Raw genomic sequence first — 13878 nt, 5'->3', positions numbered from 1 at the left:
GCCCTCAGTCCGCCGCGGTGCGGCTGGGCCGCTTGCGCGGACGGGTGCCGGCCGCCGCGATCTGCGCCTTCGCGGCCTCGGCCTCGGCCTGCTTCTGCGCCTTGCTCTTGTTCGAGCGCGGGCGGTCGTCGACCGGCGCGCGGCGGGTGGTCTCCCCCGCCGCCGCCCGGCTCGCGTCCGGGGTGACGATATCGCGCAGGAAGCGGCCCGTGTGCGACGCCTCGACCGCCGCGACCTGCTCCGGCGTGCCCTCGGCGACGAGCGTGCCGCCGCCGTCGCCGCCCTCGGGCCCGAGGTCGATCAGGTGGTCCGAGCACTTGATGACGTCCATGTCGTGCTCGATGACCACGACGGAGTTGCCGGCCGCGACGAGCCGCTGCAGCACGTCCAGCAGCCGCTCGACGTCGGCGAAGTGCAGGCCCGTCGTCGGCTCGTCCAGGATGTAGAGCGTCCGGCCGGTCGCCTGCCGCGCCAGCTCGTGCGCCAGCTTCACGCGCTGCGCCTCGCCGCCCGACAGCGTCGTCGCCGGCTGGCCCAGGCGGACGTAGCCCAGGCCGACGTCGCGGATCGTCTCGAGCCGGCGCCGGATCTTCGGCACGTTCGCGAAGTACTCGATCGCCTCGTCCACGGGCATGTCGAGCACGTCCGCGATCGACTTGCCCTTGAAGTGCACCTCGAGCGTCTCGCGGTTGTACCGCTTGCCGCCGCACTGCTCGCACGGGACGTAGACGTCCGGCAGGAAGTGCATCTCGATCTTGATCTGACCGTCGCCCTTGCAGACCTCGCAGCGGCCGCCCTTGACGTTGAACGAGAAGCGCCCCGGCTTGTAGCCGCGCGCGCGGGCCTCCGGCGTCTGCGAGAACAGCGTGCGGATGTGGTCGAAGATCCCCGTGTACGTCGCGGGGTTCGACCGCGGGGTGCGGCCGATCGGCGACTGGTTGACCTGGATGACCTTGTCCAGCGCCTCCATGCCGTCGATCCCGGCGTGGGCGCCCGGGCGCACGCGGGCGCGGTTGAGTTGCGCGGCCGCGCTCTTGTGGAGGATCTCGTTGATCAGCGTCGACTTGCCCGAGCCCGAAACGCCCGTGACGGAGCACAGGACGCCGAGCGGGATCGTGACGTCGAGGTCCTTCAGGTTGTGCTCGCGCGCGCCGCGGATGACCAGCTCGCCCGAGCGCTGCCGCCGCTCGTCCGGCACCGCGATCGCGCGGGCGCCGGAGAGGAACTGGCCGGTCAGCGAGTCCGGGTCGGCCTGGACCTCCTCGGGCGTGCCGTTCGCGACGACGCGCCCGCCGTGCTCGCCGGCGCCGGGCCCCATGTCGACGAGGACGTCGGCGCGCCGCATCGTCTGCTCGTCGTGCTCGACCACGAGCACGGAGTTGCCCAGGTCGCGCAGCCGCTCGAGCGTCTTGATCAGCCGCTCGTTGTCGCGCTGGTGCAGGCCGATGGACGGCTCGTCGAGCACGTAGAGGACGCCGACGAGCGCCGAGCCGATCTGGGTGGCCAGCCGGATCCGCTGGGCCTCGCCGCCCGAGAGCGACGCCGCGCCACGGTCCATCGTCAGGTAGCCGATGCCGACGTCCGCGAGGAACGTCAGCCGCTCCTTGATCTCGCGGACGATCAGCCGGGCGATCTGCCGCTCCGTCGCCGTCAGCTCGACCTCGTCGATCCAGCGCAGCGCCTTGTGGACCGACAGGCGGGAGAACTCGTGGATGCCCAGGCCGCCGACGAGCACCGCGCGCGGCCCGGGCTTCAGGCGCGAGCCCTCGCACTCGGGGCACGGCACCATCGACATGTACTCCTCGATCTTCTCCTTGACCGCCTCGGAGTCGGACTCGCGGTAGCGCCGCTCCAGGTTGGAGATCACGCCCTCCGCGCGCATCTTGTAGGTGCGCCGGCCGCCGTGGCGGTTGCGGAACCGCAGCGGCACGCGCTCGCCGTCGGGGTCGCCGAAGAGGATGCCCTCCTGCTCCTCGAGCGAGAGCTCGTTCCACGGGACGTCCATCCGGACGTCGAAGTGCTCCGCCAGCCCCTCCAGGAGCTTGCGGTAGAAGGGGTTCGGCGACGAGGACCACGGCTTGATCGCGCCGCCGTCGAGCGCCTTGCTGCCGTCGGGCACGACGAGGTCGGGGTCGACGATGAGCTGCGCGCCGAGGCCGGTGCAGCGGGGGCACGCCCCGTGCGGCGCGTTGAAGGAGAACGTCCGCGGCTCGATCTCCGGCATGGAGAAGCCGCACTCCAGGCACGCGAAGTTCTCGGAGAAGGTCTGCGAGGCCTCGACGCCCTCCGGGGCCTCCTCCCCCTCCCGCAGGACGAGCTCGATCTCGACGAGCCCCTCGGCCAGCCCCACGGCCGTCTCGACGGCGTCCGCCAGGCGCTTGCGGATGTCGTGCCGCATGACCAGGCGGTCCACGACGACCGCGACGTCGTGCTTGTACTTCTTGTCGAGGACGATCTCCTCGTCGAGCATCCGCAGGTCGCCGTCGACCTTGACGCGCCCGAAGCCCTCCGCCTTCAGGTGCGCGAACAGGTCGCGGAACTCGCCCTTCCGGCCCCGGACCTGCGGCGCGAGGACCATGAAGCGCGTGCCGTCCGGCAGCGTCATGAGCCGGTCGATGATCTGCTCCGCCGACTGGCCCGCGATCGGGCCGTGGCCGTTCGGGCAGTGCGGGTGCCCGATCCGCGCCCACAGCAGGCGCAGGTAGTCGTGGACCTCGGTCACCGTGCCGACCGTCGAGCGCGGGTTGCGCGACGTCGTCTTCTGGTCGATCGAGATCGCTGGCGACAGGCCCTCGATGGAGTCGACGTCGGGCTTGTCCATCTGCCCGAGGAACTGCCGCGCGTACGCCGAGAGCGACTCGACGTAGCGGCGCTGCCCCTCCGCGTAGATCGTGTCGAAGGCCAGCGAGGACTTCCCCGAGCCCGACAGCCCGGTGAGGACGACGAGGCTGTCCCGCGGGAGCTCGAGGGACACGTCCTTGAGGTTGTGCTCCCGTGCGCCGGTGACGACGATGCGACCGCTGCCTGCCATGTCCTGTGGAGTCTACGCAGGGGAACGGACGTTCGATCCCGGGGAACGCCCGTAGCCGGAATCCCCTGCGCGGAACGCCGTTCTTCGGGATCCCGAACACAGAGCGGGTGCATGGACGTTCGTTGGAACGCCGTTACGGCGAACGATACGCCGTACGGACCGATTGGCGTCGCGAATCGCTACCGGTGCGTAGCCGACTGGCGTACAGTGCCGGGCACGTCGCACCCCCGTGCGATGCGCCACACATCCCCAACCGCTCACAGGAACCCTCATGGATCCGACCTCCCCCCGGCTCCGGCGCTCACGCGCCGTCGCGGCGGTCGTCGCCGGCGCCGCCCTCGCGGGCGTCGCCGCGGCCCCAGCCTCCGCGGCGGAGCCCACCGCGTGCAGCGCGGACGCGCTCTCGCTGTCGCTCCTCGGCGGCCAGCCGATCACCCCGATCGCGGCCAACGCCGGCGCGAACGACTGCAAGAACGCCGACGGCCGCCTGATCGGCCTGAACGCCGTCATCGCGAACGTCAACGCCGTCGAGGCCACGACGCGCGTCGACAAGAGCAAGACCGCCACCGCGAACGCCCGCGTCGCCGGCCTGCGCGTGGGCGCCGGCCCGGCGGTCGACGCGCTCACGGGCCCGCTGACCTCGGGCGCCAACAGCATCCTGGGCAACAACGGCCCCCTGGCGTCGGTCCTGAACCCGCTGCTCGGCAGCAGCAGCCCGCTCGGCTCGCTGCTCGGCCCGCTCGGCGGCCTGTCGCTCGACCTGGGCGCGCTGACCGGTCAGGTCACGTCCGCGCTGCCCGGCGCCCTGAGCGCCGCGCTGCCGGACCTCGTCTCCGCCGGCGTGATCCAGTCGACGGCGACGGCGACGTGCTCGGCGGACGGCGGCAAGCTCGCCGGCGCCTCCCAGGTCGCCGACCTGCGCGTCCTCGGGCTCGGCGTGGACGCGAACGCCGCGGCCAACCAGGCGCTCAACCTCGACACGGCCAACCTCAACGTCGGCCGCATCCTGTCGGTCAACGACCTGCTGCGTGGCATCGTCATCGACGGCTCCTCCACGCCGCTGGGCGCCGTGGTGACGCTCCTCACCGGGTCGAACCGGATCAACGCCTACGACCTGCTGCACGCGCAGGGCGGCATCGTGGGCCAGCTCAACAGCGTGATCGGCCTGCTGACGCTCGGGCAGGTCTCGTCGATCGGCGCGCTCCTGGACCAGGTCACCGCGCAGCTGCAGCCGGTCCTGAACCAGCTCAACATCCCGATCCCGCCGGGTCTGCTCCAGGCGAAGATCGCGTCGAACGTCCAGACGACCCAGAACGGCACGCTCACGCAGTCCGCGCTGAACGTCTCGGTGTCGGCGCTCGGCCAGCCGATCCTGAACACGAGCCTGGCCAACGCCCGCGTGTCGACGAACAGCGCCGACTGCGGCGGCGCCGGCGGCGTGCAGGACACGCAGCGCTTCACCTCGCCCGAGGCCGAGGCGATCCTGCAGTGCTCGAAGAACCCGCTCACGCTGATCGACGTCGTGCCCTCGGGCGCGAAGGCGCTCGTGACCGGCGTCGCCCAGCGCAGCCTCGTCGGCAAGACCGCGACGATCTACCTGCGCGGCAAGAAGTACGGCACGACGAAGATCCGCTCGAACGGCACGTTCTCCGTCCGCGTCGCGAAGCCGCCGGTCGGCATCCGCTACACGAACGCGGCCCGGTACTACGCCAAGGCGGGCAAGAGCAAGACCCGCGCGCTGAAGTACTCGCGCCGCATGGTCGTGACGCGCATCGCCGCCGCCAAGGGCCGCGTGACCTTCAGCGGCCGCGTGGTGGGCCCGCGCTTCAAGGACCGCCCGACGATCCTCATCCGTCGCCGCGAGACCTGCAAGCGCTACAAGACGGTCGCCCGCGTGAAGCCGAGCGCGAACGGCACCTTCTCCGTCCGGATGAAGGCCCCGTCGGGCGAGAACGCCGCGGTCTACCGCGCCCAGACGGTCGTGCCCTCGGTGGCCGGCTCGACGAAGCGCCGCCCGACGTTCACGCTGCCGCGCGTCGTCGGCCTGAAGTAGCCCACCGGGCTCCCGGCGCGGCGGCCCGTCGCCGCGCCGGCCCGGCCGCGTCCCACCCCCGGGACGCACCCGTCCGCCGCCCCTCGGGGCGGCGGACCGCGTTCGGGGCTACGCCGCGCCGGCCTCGGCGGCCCGCAGGCGGTGCAGCTTGACGGCCAGCTCGAGCGACAGCAGGTCCTCATCCGCCACGGTCAGCGCCGTCAGGTGCTCGATCCGCTCGAGCCGCTGGCGCAGCGTGTTGGGGTGGATGCACAGGGCCCGCGCCGTCGGCACGACGCTGCGGTCGGCGAGGTAGCGCTCCAGGGTCCGCACCAGCTCGCTCCCGCGCTTGCGGTCGTACTCCCACAGACGCCGCACCGCGCGGGCGTGCCGCGCGTCCGGCTCGGCCTCGCCGCCGACGCCGACCAGGTAGCGGTAGACGCCCAGGTCCTCCCACGCCCGGCAGCCGCCCTCGGGCGCCAGCGCCCGGGCGACGCGGGCCGCGGACGCGGCCTCCGTCAGGCTGGAGCGCCCCGCCGCCAGTCCGGGCTGGACCGGCGACCGGCCGGCGGCGGCGGCCTCCTCGTGCGCCAGCCGATCCAGCGCGGCGTCGAGCGCGGCCAGCCCCGCGGCCCCGCCGTCCGGGACCGGCAGCAGGGCCCGCAGGCGATCGGGCCCGGGGTCGCACAGCACCCCCGGGACGGTCTGCCGCAGCCGCCGCTCCAGCCGGGCCGCCCGGTCCCACGCGGCTCCGCGGTCCAACGGGGCGAAGACCGCCACCACGTGGGGCCGGTCGGGGTCGACGCGCGCCGAGCGCGCCCGCTCGGCGACCCGGTCGGCGCGACCCTCCGCGATCGCGGCGAACAGGGCACGGACCAGGTGCTCCTCGGTCAGCCGCTCGAGGGCGTCGGCCGTGCGCAGCGCCGCGGCCAGCTGCGCGGCGACCGTGCCGAGCATCTCCCGCTCGTGGTCCTCGAGCGCCGCGGCCCGCTCGACGCTCACCGCGCCGGCGCCGTCCGGCAGCCGGACGGTCGCCGCGCCGCCGGGGGCGGGGCCTGCCGGGCCGTCCGTCGCGGCGGGGCTCCGCGCCGCGAGACGCAGCGCCCCGTCCTCGTCCTGCAGGAGCACCCGGCACGTCGCGGCGTCCACGAGCTCGCGGACGCCGTCCGCGGTCGCGGCCAGCAGCTCGGCGCGATCGGTCACGGTGGCCAGGCGCGCGACGAGCGCGACGAGGCGCTCGAGGGCGGCCGCGCGCCGGCGGTCCCGCGCCGCCGTGCGGGCGTCGTCCACGGCCCCGCCGACGAGCGCCGCGATCTGCGCGACGACGTCCAGGGTCTCCGGGCCCACGTCCCGCGGGGGCTCGGCGCGGACCGCCAGCACCCCGATCACGCCGCCGGCCCGCGCGCGCAGCGGCGCGGCCGCGGCGCAGCGGCCCGCGCCGACCGGCACCAGGACGGCGCGTCCGTGGCGCAGGACGCGCGCCCACGGCGCCGGGTCCGCGGGCGGCAGGGCACCGGTCGGTCCCGCGGCGGACGCCCGCACCACCAGGCGGTCCCCCGCGCGGAGCGCCAGGTCGGCCGCGCACCCCGTGGCGTGCGCGGCGGCGTCGGCGACGGCGGGCAGGAGCCGGTCGGGGTCCGCGGCGAGGCCGAGCGCCTCCGCCACCCGCAGGAGCGCGTCGGCCGCCAGCGGGGGCTCCGGGCCGCGCGGCGCACGCCGCGCCGGCGGGGCGAGGGGGACCGGGGCGGTCCTGGCGGAGGCGGGGCCCGACACGGCCCCGAACACTAGGTGCGGGCGCCGGGACCGCCGATGCGCCGTCGGGCCAACGTGGCAGGCGGCGCGTGGTGCACGTGGAGCATCGCCGCGCGCCGGCGGGCGCGCGGGCCGACGCGCCGCCGCCGGATCAGCGCACGCCGAGCAGGTCCACGACGAAGACGAGCGTCTCGTCCGGCTTGATGACGCCGCCGGCGCCGCGCTTGCCGTAGCCGAGCATCGGCGGGATGGTGATCCGGCGACGGCCGCCGACGCGCATGCCCTGCACGCCCTGGTCCCAGCCCTGGATGACCATGCCGCGGCCCAGGCCGAACTTGAACGTCTCGCCGCGGTCCCAGGACGCGTCGAACTGCTTGCCGTCCGACCAGGCCACGCCGACGTAGTGCACCTCGACGACCTTGCCCGCCACGGCCTCGTCGCCGTCGCCGACGACGAGGTCCTCCAGCTCGAGCTGGTACGACGGCGGGGTGTCCGCCGGCACGTCGACCTGGGGCTTCTCGTCGAGGCTCATGGCAGGGACGGTAGACGGCGGCGGGGCCCCGCGCCTCGCCCGTCCCCTACAGCTCGCGGATCACCGCGGTCCAGAGCTCGTTGAAGGTCGGGAACTGGGGCACGAAGTCCCGCAGCACCGCGAGCGGGATCTGCGCCTTGACCGCCAGCGCGGCGGTGTGGATCCACTCCCCCGCGTCCGGGCCGACGCCCCATGCGCCGACGAGCACGTCGCGCGCGGCGTCGACCACGACGCCGGCGCCGCCGAACAGGTCGCGGCCGTACGTCTCGGTGCGGTCCGTCGCGCTCAGGTCCACGTGGGCGGTGCGCACGTCGATCCCGCGCTCCTGCGCCTCGGCCGCGGTCAGGCCGACGCCCGCGATCTCGGGCTCGGTGAAGACCACGCGCGGCACGGCCCGCAGGTCGGCCACGGCGTCGCCGCCGAGGATCCGGTCGACGACCACGCGACCCTGGTAGCTCGCGACGTGCGTGAACTGGGCGACGCCGGTGACGTCGCCGATCGCCCAGATGCCGTCCGCGGCGCGGCAGGCGTCGTCGACCACGATCGCGCCCTTCTCGGTCCGCACGCCGTCGGGCGTCAGGCCCTCCGTGCGGGGCACGCGGCCGGTCGCCACCACCAGGCGCTCGACGTCGAGGACGTCGCCGTCCTTCGTGGTCACCTGGACGCCGCCGTCGTGGTGATGGACGGACGCGACCTCGGTGCCGGTGCGCAGGTCGACCCCCTGCTCCGCCAGCGCCCGGGCCGCGAACGCGGACACCCGCGGATCCTCGCGCCGCAGGACGCGGTCGGAGCGCTGCAGGACGGTGACCCGCGAGCCCAGGTCGGCGAGGTACTGCGCGCACTCGAGCGCGACCGCGCCGCCGCCGACGACGACGCACGACGCGGGGACGGCGGAGAGCGACGTGACCTCGCGGTTCGTCCACACCTGCGCGCGGTCGAGGCCGGGGTAGTCGGGGACCGCGGCGCTCGTGCCCGTGGCGATCACGACGTGCTCGCAGGTCAGCTCGCGGTCGCCGACGACCACGCGGCCGGCGGCGGGGACCGTCGCGGTGCCGCGCACGAGCTCGACGCCGGTGCCCTGGAGCCACTCGGCCTTCGCGCCGTCGTCCAGGCCGGAGTTCATGTAGTCGCGGTAGTCGCGGATCGCGTCCCACTCCTCCGTCGGCACGGACACGCCAGCGACGTGCCGCGCCTGCGTGCGCAGCTGGCTGGGCCGCAGCAGCGTCTTCGACGGGATGCACGCCCAGAACGGGCACTCGCCGCCGACGAGCTCGGCCTCGACGAGGGCCACGCGGCGGCCCGCCGCGACCAGGGCGGGCGCGACGGCGCGGCCGCCCGGGCCGCTGCCGACCACGACGACGTCGAAGTGGTCGCCGCTGTCGGGGGTGCTGGGACCGGCCATGGGAGAGCTCCGTTCGGGGTGGGACGGCGACGCGCGTCGCCGGCGTCACAGGACACTACCCCGCGCCCCTGGCGTCGACCGTCGGACGACTGCGCCGTCGGCGCCGCGTCGCGGGACGCCGCCCGGGCGCTCAGGAGAGCGAGAGCTCCTGCAGGTCGAGCTGCCGCTCGAGCACCCGCAGGTCGGCGTCGCTCAGGCGTCCCGCGTCGCGGCGCCGCAGCAGCTCCTCGCGCTGGGCGTCGATGATCGCCTGGCGCAGGACGCCGACCGCGGCCCGCCGGCCCGTCCACTCCTGGAGCGCGACGTCGTCGTCCAGGCGTGCGCGCATGCGTCCGCGGGCGCGGTCGAGCTGCTCCCGGACGCCGCGCACGACCTCGTCCGGCAGGTCCTCGACCTGCGCCACCTCGTCCACGCGCGCGACCGCGGCCTCGAGCGCCGCCACCCGCGCCTCGCCGCGCATCCGCGCGTCCGCCTCGCCGGGGCTCTCCAGCCGCAGGCCGCGCAGCACGGGGCCGAAGGTGAGCCCCTGTCCGACGAGCGTGACGAGCACGACCGCGAGCGCGCAGAACACGACGAGGTCGCGCTCGGGGAAGGACGCGGGCAGCGCGTAGACGGTGGCGAGCGTGATCACCCCGCGCGTGCCCGCCCACCAGAGCGCCACGCCCTCGCGCCCGCCGAGCGGGGTGCGGCGCCGGAGCACGAGCATCCACCACAGCCGCACGAGCAGCACCGCGGCGAGCGTCGCCCCCGTCGCCGCGGCGACCGTGCCCGCGTCGTAGGCGCGCAGGCCGTCCAGGACGTCGGGCACCTGCTGGCCGATGAGCAGGAAGACGTAGCCCTCGAGCAGGTACTCCACGAGCCGCCAGACCGCGCCCGTCTGCAGGCGGCTCTCGCCGGTGCCCAGCCGCGCGCCCCCGTGGGCGACGAGCAGGCCGGCGACGACGACGGCCAGCACGCCCGAGCCGTGGGCGGTCTCGGCCAGCGCGTACGCGGCGAACGGCGTGGCGAGCGAGACGGCGTTGCGGACGAGGGAGTCCTCGACGGCCCGCTCGATCAGCGTGACGCCGGCCGCCACGGCGGCGCCCGCGGCGACGCCGCCGACGACCGCCAGCAGGAAGCGGCCCACGCCCTCGCCCGCCGAGAAGCCGCCGCCCGTCGCGGCGGCGACCGCCAGGCCGTACAGCGTCAGGGCGGTCGCGTCGTTGAGGAGCCCCTCCCCCTCGACCAGCGTCGTCAGGCGGCGCGGCAGGCCGGCGCGGCGTCCGATCGCGAGCGCCGCGACGGGATCGGGCGGCGCGACCGCGGCGCCCAGGGCGAGCGCGGCGGCGAATCCGATGGCCGGCACCGCCGCGTCGACGGCGCCGGCGACCGCGAAGGCGGTCACGAGGACGAGCGCCACGGAGAGCGAGCCGACGATGCGCGCGTTGGCCCGCAGCTCGAGCAGGCTGGCGCTGCGCGCGGCGGCGAAGAGCAGCGGCGGGATCACGAGCTCGAGCACCAGCTCGGGCTCCAGGCGCTCCGTCGGCCCGGGCACGACGCCGACCACGAGGCCCGCGGCGACGAGCAGCACTGCGGCGGGCAGGCCGCTGCGGTCGGCGGCCACGCGCGTGACCAGGATGACCGCGAGCGACGCCAGGACCGTCCAGGTCGTCGTCACGGGCGCCGCCTCCCGGGGCGGGTGCGGCGGCGGTCGGGGAGGCGGGGGCGCACGCCCCGATCCCATCACGCCGGAGGCCGCGGCGCGCGGCCGCCAAGCCTCGGGACTACGAGGGCCTGGTGGTGCCGATGGGGTCGCCCGTCCCGTTCTTCCGCGGGTCGCCGGGGAAGTCGTAGAAGCGGCCGGGCGCCTTGCCGCGCGCGTCGATGCCCACGCCGAGGCGCTGGACGGCCTTCGTCGCGGACGCGGCGCTGCGGTACTTGAAGCTCTCGAACCCCTTGTTGTTCGGCACCTCGGTCGACCCGGACAGCTGCGCGCTGGCGAAGCGCGCGAGGACGCGGTGCTCGGCCTCGGTGCCCAGCGCCTCGGAGAGCAGCCGCGCGTCGCGAGCGTCGCGCCGGCGGGCCGCCGCGGTCACGCCGGTCAGGTACGCGCTGATCTCGATCTCCTCCTGCTGGGCGATCGTGGCGAAGAGCCCCGCGCCGTTCCCGCCGAAGGCCGCCTCGGGGATCCAGAAGCGGTTGGTCAGCTGCCGACCCCCGATGGAGCGCAGCGCCTGCAGGTGGACGAACTCCGTCGTGTTCGCCGCGCGCAGCACGCCGAGGAACGCGGCAGAGGGCGTTCCGGGCGCCCGGCGGATGGCCTCGGACAGAAGCGTGACGCCGAACGCCTCGAACGTCGCCAGGGTGTCGACGATGTCGCCGCGGGTGCGCGTGGCGGCGGTCGCGCCGCCCGGCAGGGCGAGGGCGGTGCCGGCGGCCAGCAGACCGCCGGCCTTCAGCAGCATTCCGCGGCGGCTGTCGCCGTCCGCGACGACCTCGCCGAGGACCTGGTCGACGCTGTCGAGGGTCTCGGCGTCGGTCGGGATCTCGTGGTCCGTGCGCATGGGGGCTCCTTGGGGGATGGGGCGCGGGATGCGGCGTGGCTACCCGCGCCGTGGACGGCGTAACCCCGACCGGCGTCCTCGCGGCCCGCGTGACCGTCGGCGCGCCCGGGTACGGGCCGCCCGTGCCGTCCCCCGCGCCGCCGACTCCGACCACCCGCCCCGCCGGGACGCGCCAGCCTCCAACGACCGTCGGGCGTGCCCGCGGCGCCGTGTGGGCCGCCGGCGTCGTCCTCGCGCTGCTGGCCGGGGCCGCTCCCGCCGCGGCCGCGCCGGCCGACCCCTTCGCCGGCGGCCACCGTCCCTACCGCGATCCCGACGCGCCCGCGGCGCGCCAGGCCGCGGAGTGGCGGGCGTCGCGCCCCGGCGACGCGCGCCTGATGGAGCGCATCGCCCGCCGGCCGGTGGCGAGGTGGCTGACCGATCCGGGGACGGACGCCTCGGGCGCGGCCGGCGAGCTCGCCGGGCGCGCCCGCGCCGCGGACGAGGTGCCGGTGGTCGTCGTCTACGGCCTCCCCCAGCGCGACTGCGGGGCGTCCTCCGCCGGCGGCGCCGGGTCCGCCGCCGCGTACCGCCGCTGGGTGCGCGGCATCGCCGCCGGCCTGGCGGGCGGGCGCGCGGCCGTCGTCCTGGAGCCGGACGCCGTGGCGGGCTGGGACTGCCTGCAGGCCCCCGACCGCGCCCGCCGGGCGACGCTGCTCCGCGGCGCCGTGCGGACGCTGGCCGGCCGCGGCGTCGCGGTGTACCTGGACGCCGGTCACGGCGGCTGGCGTCCGGCGGCCGAGATGGCCCGCCGCCTGCGCCGGTCCGGCGTCGCGCGGGCGCGCGGGGTGGCCGTGAACGTCTCGAACTACCGAACGACCGCGGAGTCCGCGCGCTACCTGCGGGCGCTGCGCGTCCACCTCCGGGGCCTGCACGGGGTGATCGACACCTCCCGCAACGGTCGCGGGCCGGCCCCGGGCGGCGCCTGGTGCAACCCGCCGGGGCGCGGGCTCGGCGCCGCGCCGACGGTGCGCCCGCGACGCGCCGGCGTGGACGCGCTCCTGTGGATCAAGGCGCCCGGCGAGTCCGACGGCCCCTGCAACGGAGGGCCGCCCGCCGGCCAGTGGTGGCCGGAGGGGGCCCTCGACCTGGCCCGCCGCGCCCGCTGAGCGGGGGCGGCTGGGCCCGCGGCCTCAGGCGGTGGAGGCCGCCTCCCACAGGTCGATGCCGCCGTCGACGGCGTGCGGCTCGATCGCGGCGAGCTCGTCGGCGGAGAACTCCAGGCCCCGCACCGCCGCGAGGCTGTCCTCGAGCTGGGCGACGCTCGAGGCGCCGATGAGCGCCGACGTCACGCGCGGGTCGCGCAGCGTCCAGGCGATCGCCATCTGCGCGAGCGACTGGCCGCGGCCGGCGGCGATCTCGTTCAGCGCGCGGATGTGGCCCAGGTTCTCGTCCGTCAGCCACTCCTGCGCGAGCGACTTGCCGTCGGCGGCGCGCGAGCCCTCGGGCACGCCCTGCAGGTACTTGTTCGTCAGGAGGCCCTGGGCGAGCGGCGAGAACGCGATGCAGCCCGCGCCGACCTCCTCGAGCGCGTCCAGCAGCCCGTGCTCCGGGCGCCGGTTGAGCATGGAGTAGTTGGGCTGGTGGATCAGCAGCGGCGTGCCGAGCCCTCGCAGGATCTCGGCGGCCTGCCGCGTGCGCTCCGGCGAGTACGACGAGATGCCGACGTACAGCGCCTTGCCCTGCTGGACGGCGCTGTGCAGCGCGCCGCACGTCTCCTCGAGCGGCGTCTCCGCGTCGAAGCGGTGCGAGTAGAAGACGTCGACGTAGTCGACGCCCATGCGCGTCAGCGAGGCGTCCAGGCTGGAGAGCAGGTACTTGCGCGATCCGCCGTCGCCGTACGGGCCGGGCCACATGTCCCAGCCGGCCTTCGTCGAGACGACGAGCTCGTCGCGGTGGGCCGCGAAGTCCTCGCGCAGGATGCGGCCGAAGTTGACCTCGGCCGAGCCCGCCGGGGGCCCGTAGTTGTTGGCCAGGTCGAAGTGGGTGACGCCCAGGTCGAACGCCCGGCGCAGGATGGCGCGCTGGCTCTCGATCGTGCGGTCGTCGCCGAAGTTGTGCCACAGGCCGAGCGAGATCGCGGGCAGCAGCAGCCCGGAGCGGCCCGTGCGGCGGTAGGGCATCCGGCCGTCGTAGCGGCCGGCGTCGAAGGCGCCGCTCACGCCGCGTGCTTCCAGATCACGTACATCTTGCGGACGGTCTCGCGGACCTTCCAGCGGCCGCGCCACCCGTCGGGCGTGACGAACGAGACGCCGGGGCGCAGCTCGATCGTCGTGCCGTCCTCGCTCGTGATGGTCGCCTCGCCCTTCAGGACGAGCATGACCTCGCTGGCGCCGAACTTGTCGCCGGCGAACTCGCCCGGGGTGACCTCCCACACGCCGGTCTCGGCGACGTCGTCGCTGTAGAGCTCGGTGTAGAACGCCTGGGGCTCGCCCTCGCGCACGTCGTCCAGCTCGTGCGCCGTCTTCAGCTCGAGGGTCAGCAGGTCGGGGTTGGCCACGAGGGCCGGGCCGTCGGTGGGGGTGCTCATGGGGGTCCTGTGTCTGT

General features: G+C 75.5%; 10 protein-coding genes. 2 read left to right on the top strand and 8 right to left on the bottom strand.

Translation table 11 applies throughout. The features are described 5' to 3' along the window. Nucleotides 1-4: 4 nt before the first annotated feature. Nucleotides 5-3031 (bottom strand): excinuclease ABC subunit UvrA, encoded by a 3027-nt coding sequence (gene uvrA / locus J3P29_RS08275; protein WP_210492613.1) that lies wholly within the window; start codon nucleotides 3029-3031, stop codon nucleotides 5-7. Between the two features lie 271 nt (nucleotides 3032-3302). Between uvrA and J3P29_RS08270 the strand changes: the two genes are divergently transcribed. After that, nucleotides 3303-5084, top strand: coding sequence for a hypothetical protein (locus tag J3P29_RS08270; RefSeq protein WP_210492612.1), 1782 nt, complete (start codon nucleotides 3303-3305; stop codon nucleotides 5082-5084). A 108-nt stretch (nucleotides 5085-5192) separates the two neighbouring features. On the opposite strand, the gene J3P29_RS08265 is transcribed toward J3P29_RS08270, so the two are convergent. The 5 genes from J3P29_RS08265 to J3P29_RS08245 all read right to left on the bottom strand — a co-directional run bounded on the left by J3P29_RS08265 (nucleotide 5193) and on the right by J3P29_RS08245 (nucleotide 11292). After that, nucleotides 5193-6836, bottom strand: coding sequence for a helix-turn-helix domain-containing protein (locus J3P29_RS08265; RefSeq protein ID WP_210492611.1), 1644 nt, complete (start codon nucleotides 6834-6836; stop codon nucleotides 5193-5195). 130 nt (nucleotides 6837-6966) lie between these two features. Next, nucleotides 6967-7347: an FKBP-type peptidyl-prolyl cis-trans isomerase gene (locus tag J3P29_RS08260; protein WP_210492609.1), complete on the bottom strand. Its 381-nt coding sequence runs from the start codon at nucleotides 7345-7347 to the stop codon at nucleotides 6967-6969. A gap of 46 nt (nucleotides 7348-7393) precedes the next feature. After that, nucleotides 7394-8749 carry an NAD(P)/FAD-dependent oxidoreductase gene (locus J3P29_RS08255; protein WP_210492608.1) on the bottom strand — a complete coding sequence of 452 codons (1356 nt, stop codon included), beginning with the start codon at nucleotides 8747-8749 and terminating at the stop codon, nucleotides 7394-7396. 130 nt (nucleotides 8750-8879) lie between these two features. After that, on the bottom strand, nucleotides 8880-10406 hold the full coding sequence (locus tag J3P29_RS08250; protein ID WP_210492607.1) for a cation:proton antiporter: 1527 nt from the start codon (nucleotides 10404-10406) through the stop codon (nucleotides 8880-8882). Between the two features lie 106 nt (nucleotides 10407-10512). Continuing rightward, the gene (locus J3P29_RS08245; protein ID WP_210492605.1) at nucleotides 10513-11292 is read right to left on the bottom strand and encodes a hypothetical protein; all 780 of its coding nucleotides are present in this window, start codon (nucleotides 11290-11292) and stop codon (nucleotides 10513-10515) included. Nucleotides 11293-11501: 209 nt separating this feature from the next. On the opposite strand from J3P29_RS08245, the gene J3P29_RS08240 reads away from it, so the two are divergent. After that, entirely contained in the window at nucleotides 11502-12440 is a 939-nt protein-coding gene (locus tag J3P29_RS08240) for a glycoside hydrolase family 6 protein (protein ID WP_210492604.1), read from the top strand. Nucleotides 12441-12464: 24 nt separating this feature from the next. Here the strand turns inward: J3P29_RS08240 and mgrA are convergent, their stop codons facing one another. Both mgrA and J3P29_RS08230 read right to left on the bottom strand, forming a co-directional pair. After that, nucleotides 12465-13493 carry an L-glyceraldehyde 3-phosphate reductase gene (gene mgrA / locus J3P29_RS08235; protein WP_349239784.1) on the bottom strand — a complete coding sequence of 343 codons (1029 nt, stop codon included), beginning with the start codon at nucleotides 13491-13493 and terminating at the stop codon, nucleotides 12465-12467. After that, complete coding sequence (locus tag J3P29_RS08230) at nucleotides 13490-13861, bottom strand: cupin domain-containing protein (RefSeq protein WP_210492603.1); 372 nt, start codon at nucleotides 13859-13861, stop codon at nucleotides 13490-13492. Before J3P29_RS08230 ends, mgrA begins: the two co-directional genes overlap by 4 nt. Between the last annotated feature and the right edge of the window lie 17 nt (nucleotides 13862-13878).

Source organism: Patulibacter sp. SYSU D01012 (assembly GCF_017916475.1).
Lineage (GTDB): Bacteria > Actinomycetota > Thermoleophilia > Solirubrobacterales > Solirubrobacteraceae > Patulibacter.
This window is presented reverse-complemented; position numbering and strand designations above follow the sequence as displayed.